The 23,014-nt window shown below is 71.8% G+C and carries 17 protein-coding genes; 5 read left to right on the top strand and 12 right to left on the bottom strand.

The features are described from left to right. Nucleotides 1-68: 68 nt before the first annotated feature. The 4 genes from ACI79K_RS00755 to ACI79K_RS00770 are packed head-to-tail and all read right to left on the bottom strand — an operon-like array spanning nucleotide 69 to nucleotide 2,168. A complete protein-coding gene (locus tag ACI79K_RS00755; RefSeq protein ID WP_456598643.1) occupies nucleotides 69-464 on the bottom strand; it encodes a type II toxin-antitoxin system VapC family toxin in 396 nt (131 codons plus the stop codon). Beyond that, nucleotides 461-697 (bottom strand): FitA-like ribbon-helix-helix domain-containing protein, encoded by a 237-nt coding sequence (locus ACI79K_RS00760; RefSeq protein WP_456588525.1) that lies wholly within the window; start codon nucleotides 695-697, stop codon nucleotides 461-463. Before ACI79K_RS00760 ends, ACI79K_RS00755 begins: the two co-directional genes overlap by 4 nt. Continuing rightward, nucleotides 682-1,494: a hypothetical protein gene (locus ACI79K_RS00765; protein ID WP_456598644.1), complete on the bottom strand. Its 813-nt coding sequence runs from the start codon at nucleotides 1,492-1,494 to the stop codon at nucleotides 682-684. Before ACI79K_RS00765 ends, ACI79K_RS00760 begins: the two co-directional genes overlap by 16 nt. Continuing rightward, the gene (locus ACI79K_RS00770) at nucleotides 1,491-2,168 is read right to left on the bottom strand and encodes a helix-turn-helix domain-containing protein (protein ID WP_456598645.1); all 678 of its coding nucleotides are present in this window, start codon (nucleotides 2,166-2,168) and stop codon (nucleotides 1,491-1,493) included. The genes ACI79K_RS00765 and ACI79K_RS00770 overlap by 4 nt, the downstream gene beginning before the upstream one ends. Nucleotides 2,169-2,425: 257 nt before the next feature. On the opposite strand from ACI79K_RS00770, the gene ACI79K_RS00775 reads away from it, so the two are divergent. Then, entirely contained in the window at nucleotides 2,426-3,466 is a 1,041-nt protein-coding gene (locus tag ACI79K_RS00775; RefSeq protein ID WP_456598646.1) for an NAD(P)-dependent alcohol dehydrogenase, read from the top strand. A 117-nt stretch (nucleotides 3,467-3,583) separates the two neighbouring features. Here ACI79K_RS00775 and ACI79K_RS00780 read toward each other — a convergent pair whose 3' ends face one another. Together ACI79K_RS00780 and ACI79K_RS00785 are read right to left on the bottom strand one after the other, a co-directional pair. After that, nucleotides 3,584-4,561 (bottom strand): 2-hydroxyacid dehydrogenase, encoded by a 978-nt coding sequence (locus ACI79K_RS00780; protein WP_456598647.1) that lies wholly within the window; start codon nucleotides 4,559-4,561, stop codon nucleotides 3,584-3,586. Between the two features lie 274 nt (nucleotides 4,562-4,835). Further along, complete coding sequence (locus ACI79K_RS00785; protein ID WP_456598648.1) at nucleotides 4,836-5,837, bottom strand: DUF3048 domain-containing protein; 1,002 nt, start codon at nucleotides 5,835-5,837, stop codon at nucleotides 4,836-4,838. A gap of 370 nt (nucleotides 5,838-6,207) precedes the next feature. Between ACI79K_RS00785 and ACI79K_RS00790 the strand changes: the two genes are divergently transcribed. Then, the gene (locus tag ACI79K_RS00790; protein ID WP_456598649.1) at nucleotides 6,208-6,411 is read left to right on the top strand and encodes a DUF6290 family protein; all 204 of its coding nucleotides are present in this window, start codon (nucleotides 6,208-6,210) and stop codon (nucleotides 6,409-6,411) included. Further along, nucleotides 6,408-6,785, top strand: a complete 378-nt coding sequence (locus ACI79K_RS00795; RefSeq protein ID WP_456598650.1) for a type II toxin-antitoxin system death-on-curing family toxin — start codon at nucleotides 6,408-6,410, stop codon at nucleotides 6,783-6,785. Before ACI79K_RS00790 ends, ACI79K_RS00795 begins: the two co-directional genes overlap by 4 nt. A gap of 175 nt (nucleotides 6,786-6,960) precedes the next feature. On the opposite strand, the gene ACI79K_RS00800 is transcribed toward ACI79K_RS00795, so the two are convergent. The 3 genes from ACI79K_RS00800 to ACI79K_RS00810 form a co-directional block, all read right to left on the bottom strand. Beyond that, on the bottom strand, nucleotides 6,961-8,619 hold the full coding sequence (locus ACI79K_RS00800; protein WP_456598651.1) for an NERD domain-containing protein: 1,659 nt from the start codon (nucleotides 8,617-8,619) through the stop codon (nucleotides 6,961-6,963). A 19-nt stretch (nucleotides 8,620-8,638) separates the two neighbouring features. Continuing rightward, nucleotides 8,639-9,397, bottom strand: coding sequence for a matrixin family metalloprotease (locus ACI79K_RS00805; protein ID WP_456598652.1), 759 nt, complete (start codon nucleotides 9,395-9,397; stop codon nucleotides 8,639-8,641). A gap of 457 nt (nucleotides 9,398-9,854) precedes the next feature. Then, entirely contained in the window at nucleotides 9,855-10,301 is a 447-nt protein-coding gene (locus ACI79K_RS00810; RefSeq protein ID WP_456598653.1) for a hypothetical protein, read from the bottom strand. 355 nt (nucleotides 10,302-10,656) lie between these two features. On the opposite strand from ACI79K_RS00810, the gene ACI79K_RS00815 reads away from it, so the two are divergent. Beyond that, entirely contained in the window at nucleotides 10,657-11,439 is a 783-nt protein-coding gene (locus tag ACI79K_RS00815; RefSeq protein ID WP_456598654.1) for a thioesterase family protein, read from the top strand. Nucleotides 11,440-11,504: 65 nt separating this feature from the next. Next, nucleotides 11,505-12,962, top strand: a complete 1,458-nt coding sequence (locus ACI79K_RS00820) for an ADP-ribosylglycohydrolase family protein (protein WP_456598655.1) — start codon at nucleotides 11,505-11,507, stop codon at nucleotides 12,960-12,962. A 775-nt stretch (nucleotides 12,963-13,737) separates the two neighbouring features. On the opposite strand, the gene ACI79K_RS00825 is transcribed toward ACI79K_RS00820, so the two are convergent. From ACI79K_RS00825 to ACI79K_RS00835, 3 genes are read right to left on the bottom strand one after another with little or no spacing between them, the layout of a single operon-like run. Further along, nucleotides 13,738-14,532 (bottom strand): HNH endonuclease, encoded by a 795-nt coding sequence (locus ACI79K_RS00825; RefSeq protein ID WP_456598656.1) that lies wholly within the window; start codon nucleotides 14,530-14,532, stop codon nucleotides 13,738-13,740. Then, entirely contained in the window at nucleotides 14,529-20,636 is a 6,108-nt protein-coding gene (locus tag ACI79K_RS00830; RefSeq protein WP_456598657.1) for a DUF4011 domain-containing protein, read from the bottom strand. The genes ACI79K_RS00825 and ACI79K_RS00830 overlap by 4 nt, the downstream gene beginning before the upstream one ends. Then, nucleotides 20,620-22,887: a HelD family protein gene (locus ACI79K_RS00835; RefSeq protein WP_456598658.1), complete on the bottom strand. Its 2,268-nt coding sequence runs from the start codon at nucleotides 22,885-22,887 to the stop codon at nucleotides 20,620-20,622. Before ACI79K_RS00835 ends, ACI79K_RS00830 begins: the two co-directional genes overlap by 17 nt. Nucleotides 22,888-23,014: the final 127 nt, after the last annotated feature.

Genomic DNA, 23,014 nt, shown 5'->3' on the forward strand with positions numbered 1-23,014 from the left:
GGCTCGGCCCACGAGATGCGCGGTCAGCCGGTCGAGGAAGGGCAGCCGCTCAGGTCCACACAGTTCTCTCACGGCGGCAGTTGGAAGGTGCACCGCGGCCCGGACGCGGCGGCGAGACGCCGGTCGAGGGTCCACAGCGGCGCGTCGAGCGCCTCGGCCAGCGCGACGTAGGCGGCGTCGTACGCGGTGACCCCGGCGTGCAGTTCCCACACGCGGTCGGCCAGCGGCTCGAACGGGAAACACGTCAGCGGTAGCTCGACGAGGTCACGGTGGGCGAGCGCGCCGACGTCCGCACCGAGCCGGCCGGCGAGGACGGCGCGCCGGAGCACGTTCGACACCTCGACGTACACGTGCGCCGGCGCTGCGAGGTCCTCGCCGCGCAGCCCGGCGCGCGCCCAGGAGCCGTCCGAGCCCCCATCGATCAGCGCGGCAGCGAGGGCGGACGCGTCGACCACGACGGTCACCGGCGGTCGGCGTCGCGCAGTTCGAGGATCGCGTCACCGGACAAACGGCTGCCGGTGGTGAGCACGCGGTGTTGAACGCGGTCCCACAGGGCGTCCGGGCTGGGGCGCCGCGCGAGCGCCACCAGTTCTGCACGCAGGTATTCCTGCAGCGACTGACCGGCTCGGGCCGCGCGCGCCGCGAGCTCATCCCTGGCGTCATCGGGGACGCCCCGGATCGTCACGGAGACGGGCATGCATGCACATTAGCTGCAGAAGCAGCACTATGGCGGTGACCAAGCGGTGACCCGAGCTCAGCTCGCCAGGAGGCGCCAGGAGGCGTAGCCGTCGTCGGCGGCGTCGCCGAGCCGGCGCCATTCGGTGGCGTCCGGATCCCCGAGCACCTGGTCGAGCCGCTGCAGCCGCTTGCGGTCGCTGCCGGCGAACCGGTTCCCTCGGCGAGCGGATCAGCGATCAGGCCGGCCAGGAAGGCGGCGTCCCCGCTGTGCCGTTCCGCATCGCGGGCGTCGGTGGCCCAGGCGGCGGCCTTGAGCACCAGGGCACCGAGCAGGTCCGGCACCGGGACCGGCGCCGTCCGCTCGCCCTTGGTCACGTACACGGGCATGGCCCGCCGCAGGGCCTGGGTGCCGCCCTCGATGCGGATGGTGTCCCCACCGACCGTGCGCAGCCGCCGCCGCGGGGGCGTGTGGTCAGGGGCCAGGACGTCGGCGCGGGCCTGGTCCCGGGCCCGGACGAAGCGGTAGACCCTGCCGGCCGAGTCCGGCTGCGGTTCGAGGTCCAGATCCCGCACTGCACGGACGCAGCGCGCCAGTCCGGCGTCGTCGGTGAGCAGGTCGGCGAGGACGTCGACGTCCTGACTGGCCCGCGTAGCCACCCGCCCGGCGACCAGCCCGTGCAGCATGACCATCTGGCCGCCGACGAGCACCCAGCCGGTCGGCGGCAGCTGCTCGGCGAGGTCGAGGACGAGGTCCCAGAGGGTGTCCAGCGGGCCGGCCAGCGCCGGCAGCTGGACCCGCGCCTCCGCTGCGGTCACCGGCTGAGGTCGCCCAGCGCGGCGGCGAGCAGGTCGAGTCCGGCTCGCCGGGTGCGCACGTCGGGCGACTCGGCGAGGTCGACGGCGACGACCGCGACCGGCATGTGGGTGCGGCCGGTGAGGCTCACCTCGTAGCGGGGCACGCGCACGACCAGGTTGGCCTCTCCTCTTTCGGAAAGGGCGAGCTCGCGGCGCAGCTCGTCGAGCGTGGCTTCGGTGCAGTACACCTCGGCCGCGGCCTCGGCAGCGACGATGTCGGCGCCAACAGCGGCCGCCGCAGTCAGTCCGGAGGGGACGACGCCGTCGGCGTCGAGCAGCCGTTCCCGGTAGGCGGGCAGGACGCGCAGCTCGTGGCGCTCCGCCCGGTCCCGGGCTGCGGCGACCAGCTGCTCGGGGTCGTAGCCGCGCAGCCGGGCGAGCAGCCGGGAGCGGTCGGCGGGCGGCAGCCAGTCGACATCCTCCCCGGAGAGCTGCCAGAGCGCGGCCCACGCGGTTCGCGGGGCGAGGGCGCGTCCGGCCGTGATCGGCAGGCGGGCCCGCCCCTCGACGGCGTCCTCGTCGAGCACCAGTGTGCGGCCCACCCGGTGGGCCGCCAGCTTTCCGGCGCGGATCAGCCGGCGGACCTGCTCCGGTTCGACACCGAGACGCTCGGCGGCCTGGTCGACGGTGAGCATGCCGATCCCCTCGGTTGCATAAATGGGCGTGTTACACGACCTATTGTGCCAACGGGCGGGCCCGCGCAGTCCGCGGCGCGCAGGAACGACGCCGGTTCCTCTGTCCCGGGACCTGATGGCGACCTGACGCTCCGCCGCGCCCGGCGATCGCCTCATAGGGGCTTCGGGCCCTGATCGCCGGGACCTGACGGCCTGCCGATCGCCGTGGCGAGGCCCTAGCGTCCGAGGGGACGTCGTCCCGGCAACGGAGGAGCAGCATGCGCGCGGTGCAGTACCGGACCATCGGCGGCGAGCCGGAAATGGTCGACGTCCCCACTCCGGAGCCTGGCCCCGGCCAGGTGCGGCTGCGGGTCACCGCCGCGGGGCTGTGCCACTCCGATGCGTTCGTCATGAGCCTGCCGGCCGAGCAGTACATCTACGGGCTGCCGCTCACCCTCGGGCACGAGGGCGCAGGCGTCGTCGACGCGTTGGGCGAGGGCGCCACCGGCGTCGAGGTGGGTGAGCCGGTCGCCGTCTACGGGCCGTGGGGCTGCGGGCTGTGCCACGCCTGCGCGCGTGGTGCGGAGAACTACTGCCCACGCGCTGCCGAGCTGGGCATCCAGCCGCCGGGGCTCGGCTCCCCCGGCGCGCTGGCCGAGTACATGGTCGTGGACGACGTCCGGCACCTCGTCCCGCTCGGCGAACTCGACCCGGTGGCCACCGTGTCGCTGACCGACGCGGGGCTGACTCCGTACCACGCGATCGTCTCGTCGCTGGGTGCGCTGCCCGCCGGGAGCACCGCCGTGGTGATCGGCGCCGGCGGGCTCGGGCACGTGGGCATCCAGATCCTGCGGGCGATCACCGGCGCCACCGTGATCGCGCTGGACATCAGCGAGCAGAAGCTGAAGCTCGCGCGCGAGGTGGGTGCCCACCGCGCGCTGCCGTCGGACGAGTCGGCGGTCGCGGAGATCCGGAAGCTGACCCGCGGGGTGGGCGCCCAGGTGGTGTTCGACATGGTCGGGGCGCCGCCGACCCTGGAGATCGCCCGGCAGTCGGTGGCGCTGGACGGCGTCATCCAGATCGTCGGGATCGGCGGCGGGCTGCTGCCGACCGGCTTCTTCTCGACGCCGATGGGTGCCTCGGTGCGCGCGCCGTACTGGGGCACGCGACCGGAGCTCATGGAGGTGCTCGACCTGGCACGGGCCGGGGCGATCCACGTCGAGGTGGAGCGGTTCACGCTCGACCAGGCGCCGGAGGCCTACCGGAGGCTGCACGAGGGCACGATCCGCGGCCGCGCCGTCGTCGTCCCCGGCGACTGACCGCCGGCCGAGGGCGGCCACGCCCGCTGCCGCCCGGGGGGCGCTCGTGCACGGGCACGGGCACGTCCATGCCCGCCGCCGGCCTGCCCCTACGGCGACGCCGTCCCGGGCCGCACGTCACCCACCCGCCCCGGCGACGGGCGTGCGCGGCTCCTCCCCGGCCAGCACCGCGCGGACGTTGTCGACGGCGAGCCTGCCCATGGCGTCACGGGTCGCCAGCCCGGCGCTGGCGATGTGCGGCAGGAGCACCACGTTCTCCAGCGAGCGGAGCCCCGGGTGCACCTGCGGCTCGTTCTCGTAGACGTCGAGACCAGCCGCGGCGATGACGCCGTTCTCCAGTGCGTGGACGAGTGCGGCCTCGTCCACGACGGGCCCGCGGGCGGTGTTGACGAGGATGGCGGTCGGCTTCATGGTCGCCAGCTTCTCCGCGTCGATGAGGTGGTGGGTGGCCGGCGTGAGCGGGCAGTGCAGTGACACGACGTCGCTCTCGGAGAGCACGCGCCGCAGGTCGGCGGGCTCGACGCCGTACGCCGCCGCCTCGTCGCTCGACGCGCGGCTGCCCGTGGCGAGGATCCGCATGCCGAAGGCCGCGGCGCGTCGGGCAACGGCCATGCCGATCCGGCCGAGGCCGACGATCCCCAGAGTGGCTCCACCACTGACATCGAGCCCGACGAAGGACTGCGGACCCCAGATCCAGTCGGCGCCCGTGCGCATGAACCGGTCGGCCTCGACGATCCGCCGCGACGTGGCGAGGACGAGCGCGAAGGCGCAGTCCGCGCTCGCCTCGTCGAGGACCCCCGGGGTGTTGGTGACCACCACGCCGCGGGCGTGGGCCGCGGCGACGTCGATGTTGTCGTAGCCGACGGCGACGTTCGCGACGATCCGCAGGCCGGGTCCGGCGGCGTCGAGGACCTCGCCGTCCACCCGGTCGGTCAGCAGGGTGATGAGCGCGGAGGCACCCCGCACAGCGGACAGCAGCTGCTCGCGCGAGGGAGGCCGGTCGGGGTCGTCGTGCACCACCAGCGGCGCACCGAGATCGCCGGCCGCGGCCATGGCGGCGGGCGTCAACCGGCGGCTGAGGTAGACGTGCCCCATCACCGGCCGCCGCGGAAGGGCTGGACCCGGCGGGTGCCCGTGGGGACCTCCGCGTCGAGTGCGTCGGTCACGTCGCCGGCAGCTGTGGGAGGCACGGGATCGGTCTACTACATGGCGACGGCCGACGGGCGCCTGCGGAGTCGGCCGTCGCGGGGACCTGGAGGGTCTCCGTGGCTCCGGAGGCCTACCGGAGGCTGCACGAGGGGTCACACCGCGGCCGCGCCGTGGTCCTCCCCGGGGAGTGACCTCCTCCGGCGGATCGCCGGTTGCCCGCTCAGCCCGTGTCAACCGCTCCGGAGTTGGGAACCAGCTCGACCCAGGTGGTCCCGGGCGCCAGGGTCACGGGGTCGCCGTTCGCGTCGGTCAGCTCCACCCGGTCACCGACGGCCGGCTTGGACCAGGTCGCCTCGACCGTGTGCCCGCCGGTGGCGACGAGGGCCCGCCCGCTGCCGGTCAGGATCGTCTCCGGAACGGGGTTGCCGGCCGGATCGCGGGCTTCGGTCTGGACGACGTCGACGCGCAGGACGACCACGTTGGTGGCACCGATCCGCGCGCCGCCGGCCTCGACCGCCGGGGTGCTCCCCTCGGCCCGCAGCCAACGACCGTCCGCGGCGCTCCAGGCCCACCGGGGACTGCTGATCCCCGACAGCGCGAGGTCCAGCGTGGTCGTCGGCTGCCCGGCGGCGACGGCGGTGGGCTGCTCCCCCGTCGCGGCGTGGTGGAACTGGGTGCCGGGCGAGGAACGGTGCGTGGCGTCGGCCTGGTCGAGGAGGGTCTGCGGGACCGCGTGGACGTTGTGCGGCGCCGAGCGGGTCGTCGTCCGGAAGAAGCCATCGGCGCCGGAGTCCTGGCGGATCACCTGCAGCCCGGCGTCCTCGGCGGCGGTGATGTAGGTCGGCACGCCGCCGGAGAACGCGAGCAGCCCGCCGAGCGGGGCGGCGATCGCGGGGTCCATCGGCCGGATCGACCGCACGGGGCCGATCTCGGGCGGGAGGGTGGAGTGGTAGACGGCGACGAACCGGGTGATGCCGCCCTCGACGACCTGCTCCCACACCATGTCCGCGGCGTTCAGGCCGGTCTGCGGGCGGGCGGCGACGGAGTTCTCGATCTTCACGGCGAGCGCCGGGCGGTCGGGGACCGTGTCGGCCGGCACGCCGGTCAGCGGCCAGGTGGGTCCGGACGGCGACGTGCCGGCGAGCACCGAGTCGAGGAACGGCAGGGCTGCGACGTGCGGCTTGACCGCCGGCCACACGACGACACCGGCGACCACCAGCACCGCGAGCAGGACCAGCCGGCCGGCGCGCCCGGAGCGGCGACGACGTGTCGCCGTCTTCTTCTTGGCCGCCGCCGATCGCTGACCGGCGCCCTTCCTGGGCCGGGAGCGCGTCGGGGACCCGCGGCCGGTCGTCGGCCGCGAGCGGGGCCGCGGTGCGGTGGTCCGTGACAGGGGGAGCTTCCTGACTCGGCGACGTCTTACCTCTTCTGTATCGGCACGGTCGGTGGGACCGGCACGATCGGCGGCCGCGCCATCGTCGTCCCCAGGACTGACCGGCTCGACCAAGGAGCCGCCAGGATGCGTAGCCGCATCGCAGCGCTCGAGCTCAACGCGACTCATCGACGGTATCAACGGCGGTATCTTGCTCGGCATGGCCATGACTCTTCGTCTCGACGACCAGGAGACCGAAGCCCTGCGCCGGCGGGCCGAGTTGGAGGGGCGCTCGATGCAGGAGGTCGCGCGCCAGGCGGTGCGCGATTACATCGAGCGAACGAGCAAGCGCGACCTGCTCGACCGGGTGCTCGACGAAGAGCTGCCCCGCTACGCCGAAGCCCTCGAACGCCTCGGCCAGTGATCCACCTCGACCTCGACGACCTGCTGCACGTGGCGGCGCGGACGCTGGGCGACTTCCACGTCCGTGATGCCGGGCTGCTGGAATCCGCCCTGGCGCGGCCGCGTGCGACCGCGTTCAGCCGGGACGTCTACCCCTCGCTCCACCAGAAGGCGGCGGCACTCCTGCACTCGCTGGCCCGCAACCGTGCACTCGTGGACGGCAACGAGCGGCTGGCGTTGGCTGGGACGATCGCCTTCTACGGTCTCAACGGCGTACGGCTGCCCCTGTCGAACGACGAGGCTTACGACCTGGTGATCGCGGTAGCCGCGGGCAAGCTCGACGAGGTGCAGCCGATCGCCGCGAGGCTGGCCGCAGGCACCGAGCCCCGGGCCTGACGCGCGACCGTTCCCGGATCGACGCACGATCCCATAGGGCAGCCGGGCGAACTCATGTGCGTGACGGAGCGAGTAGGCCGGTCCAATCACGCTCGCCGACTCCGCTCCCCGCCCGGGTTGCTCCCTCGTCCAGCGAGTAGCGGACACCTTCCTTCACGGAGTTCACAACTCCTCCTCAGCCGGTGGGCGCCGAGTTCGAGGACTGCGCGAGCCGCTGGGCGACGGCCGGGCCGCCCACCCGCCGGATCAGCTCCAGGTCGCCGCAGACCACGAGCAGGTCGCGGGCGCGCGAGAGCCCGACGTACAGCATCTCGCGGGCGCGCTCCTCGTCCCGGAAGCCGTTGATCGCCAGGACGACGGCCGGGCGCTCCAGCCCCTTGAAGCCGAGCACGTGCCCGTAGAAGAGGTCGTCGTCGGCCCAGAAGGAGTCCCAGTAGGCGTCCTGGCCGGCGGTCTGGCGCTCGGCCTGGACGGGGTGCCGCCGGTAGGTCGTCAGCAGCGCCACCGACTCGGCCGGCCACCCGGCGTCGAGGAGGGCGGCCGCCTCGTCGTCCGCCGCACCGATGGCGTCGTCGGTCGAGCACTGGACGAAGCGCACGGGCACGCCGTCGCCACCCCGGTAGCGCATCTGACTCGTGGTGAGGCTGCCGAACGTCCCGGCGATCTGCTTGGTGTTGCGCAGGTTCTCGTCGAGGTCGAAGGGCGTCAGCGCGACCGGTGGGCGGCCCTGGCGCGCGAACACCCGCTGCCCCTCGTCCGCGAACACGTAGAGGCAGCCGTCCTCCGGGGAGCGCAGCGCGGCCAGCACGGCCGGCCACCAGCTCTCGGCGAAGTCCTGCGCCTCGTCGACGACGATGGCGTCGAAGCGATCGGCCTCGGGCAGCCCGCCGGCGAGCTCCACCATGCGCTCGGGGAGGTACTCCTCCCAGTAGCCGCTGTCGTCGTCCGACCCCGGGGTGACGCCCCAGTCGATGCCGAGACCGTGGAAGGTGCCGACGTAGGCCGGGCGCTCCTTCCGGTTCCAGGTGTCGACCCGGCGGCGGAGGTACTCGGCCAGCCCGCGGGAGTAGCACATCACCGCGACCCGCCCACCCTCGAGCGTCAGCCGCCGGGCCTTCTCCAGCGCGAGCCAGGTCTTGCCCGAGCCCGCGCCGCCGCGCACCTCCACCCGCCGGTTGGAGCGCAGCCAGTCGAGGACGCGCGCCTGGTCGCGGGTGAGCAGGTCGCACTCGGCCTCCCGCTCGTGCAGCGTCGCGAGCAGCTCCTGCTGAGGGATGCCGACCCCGGCCAGGCAGTCGACGAACGCCTCGACGTCCTCGGCGGTCGGCGGCTCGACGTCGCTCTCGTACTGCCGGAGGGCGCTGCTGATGCGGGCGGCCGCCCGAGGCAGGTCGGTGCGGTCGAGGACCATCCACCGCGGCGCGTCGGGCGCGGCGAACTCGTCCGGCAGCGTCGTCGCCGGCAAGGCCACCAGGTGCACCATCCGCGGGTCACCAGCGCTCCAGCGACGATCGCGGCGCAGGTAGTCGCGCAGCAGGTACTTGCAGCGCAGCGCCTGCTCGACTGGCCTGATTCGCTTGTCCAGCCCGCCGCCGACCTGCCGCCATTCCCCTTCGCGGAGGTGGACGCTGCCGCCCTTGACCTCGATGACGGCGATCCCGAAGCCGGGCCAGGCGACGATGACGTCGGCCTCACGGTCCTCGCGGCGGTCGCTGAAGCGCTGGCCGCAGACCATGACGGCGTCGTCGGGCAACTGGTCGCGCAGCGCCTCGGCGAACAGCCGCTCGGCGTGCGACTCGAAGACGGGACTGCTCGGGAAGATGCGCGCCGTCATGCGCGCACCGCGGACGTCGTCATGCCGTGCCCCCGTGGCTGGCTGGGATGGATCGTCCCGGCAGCGTGACATGCCACACAGACATCTCCGGCGAGCCGGGCGCCGAGTTCGTCACGCACGACACATCTACCTCCAACCGGTGATCTGCCGGCTCCCGCTCACACGGTCGGGACGCACTCCCCGCCCCGAGCTGAGACAGGCCGGTCAGGTCACCGATGCCGAAGTCGAGCACCGTGCTGGTCGTCGGGTACATCAGCTCGTCCGGGTCCGCGACGTGTGCGAGGCCGACCAGGTGAGCGAGCTCGTGGAGGACGACGGCGCGCGCACCGGAGACCCCCGCCGGGTCGGCCAGCATGCTGTCGAAGGCGGCTGCGTCGAGCCCCACCACACCGGTGACGAACACCTGCGGCCCGCCGGGCGGCTCCACACTGGCGCTGCCGGCCAGCCCGGCGACACGACCGGCCAGCTCCGGGTTCTCCGCCTCGGTCTGCCACGACACGAGCACGGGCGCCCAACGGTCCCCGTAGCGGTCGGGCTGGAAGCTCGCACGGTCGTCCCACGCCGACTCGTCGGTGGCGCCGTCGTAGACGAAGTGCAGACCGGTCACACCTGAGACCCGGGCGAACGCTTCGTGGACCAGCGCCTCTCCCCCGGGCGGCGCATTCTCGGGACGGATCACGTAGTGGACCGGCCGGCACGGGTCGTAGGCCACCGGCTGCTCGCCGTCGTCCTGCAACCCGACGAAGAGGTGCGTGCCTCCCGGACTCGGGGTCGGCACCGGTGTGCCCAGCGGCGCGTCAGCGGACTCGAAGCCGGGTGTCGGCCAGGACGACGGTCTGGCGGTGCCCGCGGCACCACCCCCGAGACCGCGCGGGTCGAGCACCACGGCGCATACGACACCGACCCCGGCCAGGACAGCCACCAGGTACATCAGACGGCGGCGATTGCGAGCGGGACGCGTCGGCGACGGCGAGGGTGAGGGTGACCAGGTCCGCCAGGGCTCGGCGGTGGGCGCCCGACCGCTCGCCTCGTCGATCACCCACTGCGGCACCCGGCCGGTGGGTGATGCCCGGAGGCCGGAAGGCCCCCGGTCCAGTCCTGCACCGTTCCGCACTGTCGATCCCCCGCGATCTTCGCTGCTCGGTCGTCGTCCCATCGGAACCAGCACCCGCATGGAGGAGGCCGGCACCGAGCTGCCCACCCCCTACGGGCGAGATTGCGGCGACGGGCGGGGATCAGCGATCGGCGAAGGTCTCCACGCAGGCCGTGCAGGAGCCTTCCGCGGCCGCGAAGGACTCGGGCGCGGTGGCCCGGCGGCAGGTGCGGCACCAGCGGAAGGACCGACGCCGGTGCGAGGCGATGGCCTCGGCCATCTCGGCGACGAGGTGCGGCTGGTGCAGGACGTCGTCCCGGGTCAGCCGCGGCTCGTTCCCCATCAGCGGGCCGGGCCGGTGCTGACCCCAGGAGGTGAGCGGCCGGGCCAGGACGAACCACGGCCCCTGCACACCCACCGCGAGCTGCGCCGGCTCGCCGCTGACGAACCACCGGACGCCGTCCTGGCCGTCCGCTGCGCTCTCGCGCCGCCACCCGGTACCCAGCGCTCGGACGAGCTCGGCGTGCCCGACGTCCAGCAGGCCGGCCAACTCGGCCTCGTCGGCGGTGGGGTCGGACTCGCTCCCCAAGCGAGGTCGCAGCTACGGCAGAGGAACGCCTCCATCTCTCCCGGCACCATGCAGCCGCCGAGCGCGACCTGCCCGCGTTCCGCCTGCTCGAAGAGGTCACCTCTCGGCAACCCGTAGACGAGCGGGATGGAGGCCTCCCGTCCGCACCCGGGGCACACCCGTCCCGCCTGCACACCGACCGATCCGCCCATGCCGCTCCCTGGTCCGCGCCGTCCCAGTGACGGCGGGGCGGACCATGACAGGCGCCACCGACAGCGAGCGGCCGCCCGGGGCAGGCATCGCCGCAGTGCCACCCGATCGAGCGACGGTGAGTCCGCCCGGTCGCCGGCTGACCACCTCGGCCAGACTGCCGGTCATGGAGTTCGAGGCCTTCTACCTGCCACTGGGCGACAACCGGTTCGCGCCCACCCGGGCCACCGAGAGCCCGTGGGACCACAGCGCCCAGCACGGCGGACCGCCGTCCGCACTGCTGGCCCACCTGGCCGCCGACGCCGCCGGGGCGACAGGGACGGCTTCCCGCCCGGCACGGATCAGCGTCGACTTCTTCGGGGCCATCCCCCGCCGCGAGCTCGCCGTCGAGGTGTCGCCCGTCCGGCCGGGGCGGCGGATCGACCTGACCGAGGCAGTGATGACCGTCGACGGCCGCACCGTCGCCGTCGCCCGGGTGTGGTCGCTCGCCACCGGGCCCACCCCGCCGGTGGTCACCGAGCTCAGCCCCCCGCCCGCCGTCCCGGACTCCGCGCCCGAGGTGCTGTTCGGCCTGCCCGACTGGGGCTTCGGGCAGGCGATCGACTGGCGCTACACCGCCGGGTCGCCGGAGGAGCCCGGGCCGGCGGACGTCTGGACCCGGGTACGCGTCCCCCTGGTCGCCGGCCTGCCGCTCACGGGTCTCGACCGCGCGCTCATCGCCGCCGACGCCGCCAACGGCATCTCCGTGGAGCTGCCCATCGACAGCTGGTGGTCCATCCCGCCGGGCATGACCACCCACCTGACTCGCGAGCCGGACGGCGAGTGGGTGCACCTGGCCTGCCGCACGCAGATCGCCGCCGATGGCATCGGGCTGTGCCACGGTGAGCTCTCCGATGAACGCGGCTCGATCGGCGAGGTCGCCCAGCCGCTGCTCGTCCAGGCCCGCTGACGGAGCCACGAGCTTCGTCCGGCGTCGCACGCACACGCGGCACCACCGTCGGCCAGGATGCCTGAGTGACCCAGCGCATGCACCGCTCCCACCGAGTGGCCGGCGCGCTCGTCGGCTCGGCCGTCGGCGACGCCCTCGGGGCACCGTTCGAGTTCGGCCCGTCCGGCCGGTTCAGCGCGCGGTTCCCCTCCCCCGCACGCGGCTCGAAGACGGAGATGTGCGGCGGTGGCTCACTCGACTGGGAGCCGGGCGAGTTCACCGACGACACCCAGATGGCGCTGCTCGTGGCGACCTCGCTGATGGAGCGGGGCGGGCTCGACGAGGCCGATGTCTTCGACCGGTTCCGCGCGTGGGCGGCGGCCGGGCCGCCCGACATCGGCAACCAGACCCGCGCCGTCCTCGGCTCCGGCCGGCCGTGGGACGTCGCCGCGGCCGAGCACTTCGCCCGCTCGGGTCACGCGGCTGGCAACGGCTCACTGATGCGGACGACGCCAGCCGCCATCCGGTTCTCCCGGGACGAGCGCGAGGCGACCATGGACGCCGCCCGGCGCATCTCGGCGCTGACCCACGTCGACCCGTCGGCGGGCGAGGGCTGCGCGATCTTCTCCGAGCTGATGCGGGTGGCACTGGACGGCGGCGACCCGCTGGCGGCGATCCCTTCGGCGCTCGACGCGGTGCTGCCCGAGCACCGTGAGCGGTGGGCGGCGGTGCTGACCTGGGACTGGACTCCAGGCCAGGCCACCGAGTCGAACGGCGCGGTGTGGCCGACGCTCGGCCAGGCGGTGTGGGCACTGCGGAACGGACGGGACTTCGCCGAGGTGCTGCGGCTGGTCATCGACCTGGGCGGTGACACGGACACGGTGGCGTGCGTCGCCGGAGGGCTGGCCGGGGCGGTGTGCGGGATGGGCGGGATCCCCAGCCGGTGGGCGTCAGTGGTGCACGGGCGGGTGCCCGGCCACGGCGACAAGGTGTGGTGTCTATCCGATCTGCAGCAGCTGGCGGCGGCGCTGGACGGCGCGGTGCAGCAGAACTACGACCCTGGTGTGATCCCGCGGATCGGCCCGACCGAGGTCCTGCCCGGCATCTGGGCCGGCAACCTCGATGGCGCCCGCTACAGCGACGAGGACTTCGCCGTCATCTCGCTGTGCCGGCTGGGCGAGCCGTTCCCGCACCCGGTGCACCGGATGGCCTACATCGCCGACAACGAGAACAACGCCGACCTCGACGTCATGCTCGCCGACGTCCTCGACGACATGGCCGCGCTGCAGGCCGAAGGCCACCGGCTGCTGGTACACCGCCACGGCGGCGCCTCGCGGACCGGGCTGGTGCTGCGCGCCTGGCTGGTGCGCGAGCAGGGCATGTCGGTCGAGGAAGCGACGGCGCACGTCGCCGAGCGCTGGCCCCATCTCGGTCTATGGAACGCGAGCTTCACGGCCGCTCTCGAACGCATCCGTTCATCGAAGCGACGCCCAAGTACTTCCGAGGTGCGGCGAGAACTGACAGACCGCGAGTCAAGTGCCTAGGAACAGAAGGCGCAGATGCCGGTGACGGGCGTCTCCGTGAAACAGGACGGGCAGACGACGCTGTGCCGCGCGGAGCGGTTCACCGAACGTGACCCGTCCTGCCGAGTGCGGACTGGCTCTTCAGGCTGCTGACCGGCGCCGGCCGATCGACGCCCGGTCCGCCTCACTTTGCCGGCGCCACCTGCGGCTGGCACTCCTACGTTCTTCGACCGGCGCGCCGCAATGCGAGCGCGAGCTTCGTCGATCTGCCGTCTCAACGCCGCCTTGCCGACGTTGCTCGGGACGACCTCGACCGACTTGAGTCGCCCCTGTGCGTTGGCCTTGTGTCTCCTCTTCGGCCGGAGCTGCCTATCGGCATGGGTGATCAGCTGTCGATCCGCGCCGCACGGGCGACACACGCCATCCACCAACTGCCGAACCGCGCGACAAGATCGGCATGGTCTCGGCTGCGCAGTCGTACGTGACGCTGCCGATCCGCGCAGCTCCTCGGCGATCGTGCGGATGCGCTCCCCGCCACCCGCGTCGATCGCCTTGAACATCGGCCGATCGTGGTTCAGTCGCGACATGCGCCACCCGTCCTTCGCCACCGGAGATCGAGCTCCGCGCACGCAGGGCGAGGGCACACGCGTCCCGCTGCACGCAGACCGGCTCGCTCACTACTAGCCTTCAAGGCCGAGCCGACCGCAACGGCGGAAAGCTCAGGGTGACACGGCTTACCGACAGATCGGGACGGGTCTCTCGCTCCAAGGGGGCAGAGATCTGCCACCGAACCGGCTCAGATCCCGATGGCATCGGCCAGCTCCTCTGGCGTCATGATCCGGTCGGTATCGCCCTCCGCCCGCGAGCGGTGGAGCATGACATGGCAGTTGGCGCAGACGGGCCTGAGGTCCCTCGCCGGGTCCACCAGTCGCGTCGAGGCCCCAACATGCAGAGGTACGACGTGATGCACCTGGATGTAGTCCCGGCCAATCTGACCGTAGCGATCCGCAAAGACAAGGCCGCAGACCGCGCACTTGCACCCATGCACTTTGATGCATGCGTCCCGCGCGGCAGAGCTGCGTTCATAGCGCCGGGACGCGATGGAGAGCGGCGCTCCCTCCTCGTAGAGCGGCTCGAGCATGACCCCAGGCGTCTGCTGGCCCGTCCATGCCTCCCATAGCGCGAGGAGCGCTGCGGCCGCCGGTTCGGGGACCGTCCGCCCGGAGCTGTAGACGTGAGTCCATCCGAAATTTGGTACCGCTGCTTCGAGCCGTTCGAGTGGCAGGAGCTCGTCGAACGGAAGCAACTCGAGCCAGTCGACCTCGATGTACTGGGCCGTCCCGCCCTCGCCACTCCAGTGGTCATCGGTATACGGCTCAGAGGCGACACGCCCCACACCCAGTAGTCCGCGAGGACCACTCCCCTGGCGCAGGAGGAAGACCCAATCGCCGACGTCGATGCCCCTAACTCGCTGTCCGACGCTCCAACGTTCCTCAGGTGTCTGGCCGGCACGCGTGCGCTGCACGGTGTCGTCGTAGTCGTCCCAAGTCCACCGCTCGGGGTTGTAGGTCAGCAGGTGTACGCCCGTCATGACTCCTCAGACTCCTGCAGGACGGACGCCACTTCGTCCGTCACCGGCTCGAAGGCTTGGAGTACCTGCCTGGCGGCAGCCCGCTCCCGATCCGAGAACATCCCCGAGAACTCCGGGTCGAGCACGCAGGCCGCCGGGCTCTTGTGCAAGAGGGAGCTCTTCGCCAGGCGCCGCCAGTTGAAGCGGGCATCGTCGTCCGCCAGCAGCTCGCGCACCGCCTGGTGGGCGCCGACCGAGACGACACGGCTGGTGAAGTAGGCCGGCTCGTAACCACAGGCGGTCCGGACGTACGAAAGGTCCGCCCTGATCTGGTCGTCGAACGATCTCTTCAGACGCTTCGTCGGCGGGTTGGGCGTTCGTTGCGATGGCGCGCGTTCTTTCGGGGCCCCCACCGCTTCAGCCCGAACACGAGGCTCGGCCGCGGTGACGGAAGGTTCTCCAGCGCCTACCAGCGGGGCCGCCTCGTCGTCGGCGAAGAGCGCCAGCAGTTCCTCCGCTGGAGTCTCCTCGTGCGCGCCCCGCGAGACTGCCGTAGTCAGCGGCGGATGGCCCGCGCCGAGTCGCAGTTCGCCCTCCTCGTTGATCAGTGAGCCTGCTTGCTCGAGCCGGGAGATGGCCGCGGACACGGCTGCCTGGATGTCCGAGCCCTGCCGGCGCCAGCCGAACAGCCGAGCGACCGCAGTCGACAGGTCGGCGATCTCCATCGCCCGCGCATCACGCACCAGCAGCAGCACAGCGAGGTCGAGTTCCGCCGGCGGGATCCAACCGACCTTGCGGACCCCCTCGTCACCCGCCGGCACCCGGACCTGCGTCATCTCGGCACCGGAGAGCGAGAGGAAGCCAGCCGTGTCACGGATGGTCCGCCGGCCGTCGACGGTGACCTTCGACAGCATGAGGTCGATGTTCTGCTGGATCGCGGCTCCAGCTCGTCCCACCTCCCAGTCGCCACGGAAGCGTTCCAACAGGCGACCGTGGTGCAGCGGCGCCTCCTCACGGAGAACGCGTTCCAAGTAGGTCCGGATGGCGGGGAGTGCGTCCTTCGACCCCGGCGTCGCCCAGGTCAACTCGCCCGGTCGGCGGCCGTACTCGGATGGCGCCGGGTACGCCACCGCCCAATCGGGCTTGGCGTCGAAGTCGACCTCGTCGAACAGCACCTCGGGAGCCGGCTCCTCGGGCATCCGCGGAGCGGGAGAGGCGTCGCCGCGGACGGCCGCCTCGATGGCAGCACGGAGCCGCTCCGTCTGACCGCGACGGTCGCGGACCCAGCTCAGCCCCCAGATCCGGTGCATCCGCCAACCGAGGCCTTCGAGCACCTGCTGGCGGAGCCGGTCGCGGTCCCGGGCCGCCTTGGCCGAGTGGTACATGGCGCCGTCGCACTCGATGGCGAGCACGTACTCGCCCTCACGCTCTGGGTGACGTACGGCCATGTCGATGCGGTAGCCGGCGCTCCCGACCTGCGGATCGACCGCGTAGCCCATGCCTCGGACGACGTCGAGCACGTCCTCCTCGAAGGGGCTCTCGGGGGCTGTGATGCCCTCCCGGGCGTCAACGGCCAGCGCCGGGAGGCCACGGGCAGCGAAATCGAGGTAGGACTTGAGGTGCGGAACGCCGTTCTGCTCGTCGGTCGGCTCCGGAAACTCGTCGGTGGTGATGCGGCCGGCGCGGAAGGACGAGACCACCTCGACCCGCCGGCGAGCGCGGGTGACGGCCACGTTCAGACGCCGCCATCCGCGCCTCTTGTTCAGCGGTCCGAAATTCATGGTCATCTTGCCGTGCTCATCGGGCCCGTAGCCGATGGTGAAGATGATGAGATCGCGCTCGTCGCCCTGGACGCTCTCCAAGCTCTTGATGAAAAACCCGTCGAGTCGGTCGTGGTCGCTCAGCAACCGCCGAAGGACGGGCTCGTCGACCGACCGGCGTTCCATGGCCGCGAACACCGCCTCGACCTGTGTCGAGCTGAACGCCACCACCCCGATGGACAGGTGGGGATGCATGGTCGCGTGGTGCAGCACCCGATCGACGACGAATTCCGCCTCGATGGGGTTGTCGCGAGTCGTCCCCCGGTTGTAGACGCCGTCGACGACGAAGCTCTCCACGCCCAGGTCTGGCGCCTCGAACGTCGCGCCGGGGAATGAGTGCAGCTCCCCGTCGTAGACCCGGTGGTTCGAGTAGCTGATCAGCGATTCGTGCTGGCTCCGGTAGTGCCACAGCAGTGGCAGGTTGGGCAACCCGCCGGACGCCTTCGCGAGCAGGAGGAGCGACTCGAACGAATCCGTCGCTTCGTCGTCGTCCTCGGTGAGGTCCTCGCTGTCCGTGGACGCCGTGAAGAAGGCCGTCGGCTCCAGCTGCTTCTCGTCACCCGCGACGATGAGCGCATTTCCTCGGTAGATGCAGTTGACCGCGTCCCACGGGAGGACCTGGGACGCCTCGTCGAAGATGACGACGTCGAAGCGCATGTCGGCCGGCAGGAACTGGGACACCGCCAGCGGGCTCATCATGAAGCAGGGCTTGAGGTCCTGGACGAGCGAGGCGGTCTCGGCGAGCAGCTGCCTGATCGGCTTGTGCCGGGTCTTCTTCACCGCTTCCCGCGCGATGATCTGCGCGGCTCTGCTCCCGTTCGAGCTCGGCCGCCGAGCTGCACACTGGGAGACGACACCGGCGTAGCGGTCGTCGACCTGCCGACGGTCGAGTGCTCGGAAGTCCTCGACCAGGGCATCGCGATCCGTCGCTCGGTAGCGCTCGAGCCGATCATCGACGCGCACGGTCGCTTCCACCCACGCCATCAGCGTCGCCCGCTCGAGGACCGGGGCGACGTCGCTAGCGGGAGCGACAGCGGTCACGAGCTCCTCTACGACGCCGCCCAGTCCGTGATTGCCGAACCACTCGGTGAGACGCGTGTACTCGATCCAGTCCTCGATGTCGGTGGCAGCGCGCTCGGTCATCTCGTCGAGGAGGTTCTCGGCGTCCTCCAGGTCCATCGCGAAGGCCTCGCCCAGTTCTCGCGATCGGCCGTCGAGGAAGAGACGGCGAACCGCACCGGCTGCAGCCGACCAGCCCTCGACCAGCGACGTGAGGTCGGCGGCCGTCAGGCTCGGGGAGACGACCTTCTCGGCGACGACCGGGGCGACCGCACCGCCGAGCTGCTTGCGGACGTCCCCCGCCCATGCGAGCGCACGCTCGAGGTCGGCCCACGAGGTGTCGAGGCCCCGGCACACCGGCCCCAGCATTTCCTGGTCGTTCTCGTACGTCTCGAAGATGCGGGCTCCCGCATCGTCCCGGCGACGGGCGATCCGGAGGACATCCCGCGATTCCCGCACGGTGACGTCCCGACCGGTCACGGCAGCCACGTGCTCGGCCGCTTCGACACCGACTGCGAACGCGGCGGCCGCGCGAGCGCACCACTCCGCGAGCTGGTGCAGCGGCATCTCCAACGCACCTGGCCCGAAGGCGCCGAGCTGCTGCTCGATCTCCGTGTGCAGCTGACCGGCGAGGGTCTGCAGCCGAGCGCCCACGGTGGTGAGCATCGGGTCGGGATCGCCGTCGACAGCCAACTGGCTGGAGAGCGCACGCATGTCCAGGTCGTCGCCGGCCAGGCGAACCGCCTGGCGGGCGATCTCGATCGCCGACGCCAATCGACCGAAGTCGGTGTCACCGCGGCGGTAGTAGGTGCCCAGCCGGGACGCGTGATCGATCTCGCCCTGGTCCAGGGCGTGCTCCGCTCGCTGCCACTCGGCTGCCTCCCCGAGGAGCGAGAGGACGTCGGGAGTCACCTTGCCCGAGACGGTCACGGCCTTGAGCTGCTTGCGATCGGCGCGGGCCTGACCGGACCAACGGCGCAGTCCCGTGTGCACCTCTCGGAAGCGGTGGTCCAGGGCCGCTAGCTCGAGGTCGAGCGCCTTCGGGGTGAACACGCCCTCGAGTGCTGCTCGGCGGCCCTGCATGGCAGCGACCAGCGTGCTCAGCACCCGCTCGGACTCCTGGAGGGCAGCATGGAGGCTGGGGTTGAACCACGGTGCCAGCGGCCGTGCCGTGACCTCTCCGAGGACGGCCAGGTCTGCGAGACGCCGGGCGACGGCCAAGGTCGGGTGCTCCGTCCCGAAGCCGAGCGCGCCGCCCAATCGCTGCGTCATGCCGAGGACCTCGACGAGCCTCTGCGGCAGTTCGCCGAGCCACTGGATCAGCTTTCGTGACTGGGTGGCGGTCGTGGCCTCGCCGGGGACCCACCCGACGGCCACCGGATCGAGCAGGGTCTCGACGTCGTCGGTGCGGTCGCTGTCCAGCTCGGCGTGACGCGGACCAACCTCTCGGAACAGTCGTGAGGTGACGTCCTGGTACTCCGCGACCTGAGCCTTCAGCTCCGCCGCGCGATCGTGGACGGCGGTGAAGTCCGTGTCGCCGGCGGACAGCCACGAGACCAGCGCGCCGTCCGGACGGGACTCCACGAGCGAGAGGACCTGGTGCCGTCGCTCCACGTCTCGGTCGCGGTTGCCGAAGGACATGCCGAGGTCCGCGTCGACCGCTGAGCAACGGCTCCTGAGCGCGGCGACGGCATCCCGAGCGTGCTGAGTTGACCGCCGCATGCCGTCGACGTCGAGCTGCCCGATGGATGCCAAGTCGAGGTCGCGCCAGAGGAAGTCGTCACCCTGGAGGACCGGCTCCCAGGCCCGTGCCAGTCGAGTTGACCGGTCCAGGATGGCGGCGAAGGTGCGGTCGCTCAGGTCGGCCCAGCTCGCGGACACCGGAACGGCGACGTGACGGTACGGCTCCAGGTGTGCGACGCGGCCGAGGACGTCGAAGAAGCTGCGCCCGAGAACCTTGCGCACCTCGTTCATCGCCTCGGCGTAGTCGCTGAGCTGCAGCCGGTCCTGGGTCAGGGCTGAGACCTCGACGTCGGTGAAGCGAGCAGAAGCGCGCGGGGACTGCGTGAGTGCGCGGTGCAGCTCCGCGGCGACCTGCTTGCGCGTCGCCGCGTGGCTGTGCAGCTGCAGCAGGAAGGGGCTGAGCTGCTTCTCGGCGAGCCGGTTGCGGACGACGTCGAGGGCGGCGGCCTTCTCGCTGACGAAGAGCACGGAACGGCCGGAGGCCATCAGCTCGACGATGATGTTGGCGATGGTCTGGCTCTTGCCCGTACCCGGAGGGCCGTCCATGACGAAGCTGCGCCCGTCGCGTGCAGCGAGGATGCAGCGACGCTGGCTGCTGTCGGCGTCGAGGATGCTCATCAACTGCTCGGGCGGCACGACTCGGTCGACGTCGTCCTGGTGGACGGGCTGGAAGTCGAACTGCTCCCCGGTCGGCGAGTCCGGGCCGAGGGCCAGCAGCTGCACCATCGGGTGCTCGAGGACCTGCTGCTCGTGGTTGAGCAGGTCCCGGAAGATCGCCTCCTTGTGGAAGCTGAAGTTGGTCAGGACGGCGCGCTCGGAGACGGTCCAGTCCTGCTGCCCGCCGACCACCGCCGCGACCTGGGCGAGGTAGTCGCGGACGACGACACCGTCGGCGTCTGGAGTCGGCAGCGCGAGGCCGTAGTTCTGTTCCATGAGCAGCTGCAGCGCCGGGTTCAGGACGACGTCGTCCTCGGTGGACGCCAGTGACCACGTGCCGGCGTCGCCCTCGCGGTGCAGCTGCACCGGCACCAGAAGCAGGGGGCTCTCGACCCGCTTCTCGTCAGGATCGAGCCAGCTGAGGAAACCGGCCCCGATGTACAGGCTCCAGAACCCGCGGTCGGCGTACGTGCTCTGGCTGACCTGGTCGAGTCGCCGCAGAGCATTGGGAAGCTTCTCGGGCGTCTTGTTGCCGACCTCGATCCGCAGCCGATCGGTCCGGATGGAGGCGAGCCGCCCTCGGTCGTCGTCGAGGTCGCCGGCCTGCTCCGTCGTGACGACGGCCTTGCCGGTCGCCACCACGCCGAGCAAGCCGTCGAGCCCGGGCGCGGTGACCTCGAGCGACGCCGTCTGGACGTGCTTGAAGTAGATCAGTCGTTGCCGACCGTCGACCGCGACGAGCGCTGCGCGCCATTCCGCGATCTGGCGACGCAGCTTCCGGTCCAGGGCATCCGGGAGGCCGAGGCCCGCGTCCTCGGACTCCGGGCGATCAGAAGAGCGTGTCACGGATGCCTCCCTGCAGGAGCCGGCGCACGAGGGCCTCGACCAAGCGGCGGTCGTCCTGGTCCAGCTGTGCGATGAGTTCGGTGAGGGGATCGCCGTCCGGCTCGACGGGGCGCTCCCCGTCGGCAGCCTCCACGTCGGCACCGGCCGCCTCCGCGGACGCAGCCATCGCCACGACCGGCCGTGGCGGTACGAGGTGGTCGAGCCCCTCGGGGAGCTCATCGGCGTCGACGAGACGGAGCACCTGGGTGCACCGCGTCATCGCCACGTAGAGCTGTCGCTGTCCGTCGACGGAAGAGCGGGCGAGCTCGGTGGGGTGCAGGAGGACGACGGAGTCGAACTCCAGGCCCTTCACCACCGAGGCAGGGACGACGGTCAGCGGCTGGCCGAAGTCGCCGCTGCCTCCGTCACCGATCGAGTCGTCGACCTGCCGGTAGGACGCGAGCAGACCGCCGTAGGACTTGTCGGGCACCACGATGGCCGTGGTCATGCCGCTCTCGACGTCCTGCTGTGCCAGCTCGAGCGCGCGGCCCTCTCCAGGCTCCAGCTTGTCGAGGTGCACGGTGGGAGCTCCTGCCCCGGCGCGGACCGACCGGGGTGCCGTCAGGCCGGGCGAGATGAGCGGGAGCAGCCGGGAAGCCAGTTCCAGCACCTCGCCCGGCACGCGGTAGCCGATGGACAAGGTCTCGACGCTGGCGGTGCCACCGGAGAGGTGATCGGTCAGCTCGGTCCAGTCGTCGCGGATCCACGGGCCGGTCGCCTGCGCCAGGTCGCCCAGCACGGTGAACGAACCCTCGGGGCACCGGCGCGCAAGCGCTCGCGCCTGCATCGGGGACAGGTCCTGCGCCTCGTCGACGACCACGTGCCCGTAGGTGCGGACCTCGCCGTTCAGGAGGAAGGACAGCTCGTCCAGGCAGAACAGGTCGTCGACGGTCCACGGCTCGTCGGCGATGCTCGCCCGCGCTTCACGGAAGAGACCGGCGCGTTCGTCAGCCGACAGCACCCCGGCGGAGGCGTCCACGAGCCATGACTGCGTCCCGTAGAGGCTCCGGAGCAGTTCCTCCGCGGTGAAGGTGGGCCACATCCGGTCGAGGGCGTTCGTGAACGTCGACAGGCGGCGGATGGCGGGCTCCGTGGCGATGACCGCTCGGCCTGCGTCCGCCTGCGCCTCCGTGTAGGCGGCGAAGGCGGCGGCGGACAGCGCCTGCCGGAGCACGTCACGCGCCTGGTTGTGCGGCAGTTCGCGCCGACTGGCGTCGTCGAGGAGGGCGCGGATCCGTGACGCCGGCACGACCGCGCGCCCGCCCCCGAGGGAGAGCTCGAGGTCTTCGTCGCCCCAGCCTCGTCGGGCCAGCAGCGCACGCCGCAGGACCACAGCCATCGCCGCGCTGCCCTTGACTCGTGCGACCTCGGGTGCGTCGAGGGCGGCGGGTGTCGCCTCTCCCGCGTACAACGACGACAGGTCGACCTGCAGGATGTCGGAGGCATCCAGCGAGGGCAGCACGCCACTCATGTAGGCCAGGAACGCCGTGCTCGGCGCGACGACGAGGATTCCCGCGCGCCGGAGAGCCTCGTCGTTGAACGCGAGCCACGCCGCGCGGTGCAGGCCGACGACGGTCTTCCCCGTCCCCGGCCCGCCCTGCACGACGAGGACCTGGTCCCTGCCCGCCCTTATGATGCGGAACTGCTCGGCCTGGATGGTGGCGACGACCTCGCGCATCGCGCCGTCGCGGGATCGGTCGAGCTCGGTCAGGAGGGCGTCGCTGATCGGAGTGGGACCGTCCAGCTCTTCGTCGATCACGTCCGCGGCGGCTGTGGCGGTGATCTCGTCGACGACCCGTGACAGCACACGGTCCTGCTCGCTGAACACGCGCTTGAGCTGGAGCCCGCGGGGGTCCTGCGCGGTGGCCTCGTAGAAGACCTGCGCCGCGGGAGCGTGCCAGCCGGCGACGACGAGATTCTTCGACTCGTCGTGGACGCGCCGGCGGCCGATGTAGAGAGGCTCCCCATCCTGGTCCACTCGCCCGAACACGAGCTGACCCGAGCCACGGCTGTTGCGGAGGATTTCCAGCGCGCGCTTCAGGGCCGTGGCCGTGGCGCGGTTGCCCTCCTCGTAGCTCTGGTAGGTGTGCTCGACGCTCGCCAAGCCCTTGTCCAGCAGCTCGTACGCCCGCGTGACGTAGGCCTGTTCGAGCTGGTGCTCGGGATGCGCCGACCGGCTTCTCTCATCCGCCGGGACGGCGATGGCGGTCACGCGGAACGCCCCTCGAGGCCGCCGCGGAGCCCCAGGGCCACGCTCGCCGATGCCAGATGATGCATGTGGTTCCCCCGCGCGCGTCCGAATCGACCGGTTCGTGGCCGTCTTCCGAGACGCTGCCATC

It is taken from the genome of Blastococcus sp. SYSU DS0616 (assembly GCF_054051015.1).

Excerpts from the sequence above, each read along its gene's own strand:
- ACI79K_RS00760 (WP_456588525.1), bottom strand. The coding sequence starts at position 697 with ATGCCCGTCTCCGTGACGATCCGGGGCGTCCCCGATGACGCCAGGGAT.
- ACI79K_RS00770 (WP_456598645.1), bottom strand. The coding sequence starts at position 2,168 with ATGCTCACCGTCGACCAGGCCGCCGAGCGTCTCGGTGTCGAACCGGAG.
- ACI79K_RS00775 (WP_456598646.1), top strand. The coding sequence starts at position 2,426 with ATGCGCGCGGTGCAGTACCGGACCATCGGCGGCGAGCCGGAAATGGTC.
- ACI79K_RS00780 (WP_456598647.1), bottom strand. The coding sequence starts at position 4,561 with ATGGGGCACGTCTACCTCAGCCGCCGGTTGACGCCCGCCGCCATGGCC.
- ACI79K_RS00790 (WP_456598649.1), top strand. The coding sequence starts at position 6,208 with ATGGCCATGACTCTTCGTCTCGACGACCAGGAGACCGAAGCCCTGCGC.
- ACI79K_RS00800 (WP_456598651.1), bottom strand. The coding sequence starts at position 8,619 with ATGACGGCGCGCATCTTCCCGAGCAGTCCCGTCTTCGAGTCGCACGCC.
- ACI79K_RS00815 (WP_456598654.1), top strand. The coding sequence starts at position 10,657 with ATGGAGTTCGAGGCCTTCTACCTGCCACTGGGCGACAACCGGTTCGCG.
- ACI79K_RS00825 (WP_456598656.1), bottom strand. The coding sequence starts at position 14,532 with ATGACGGGCGTACACCTGCTGACCTACAACCCCGAGCGGTGGACTTGG.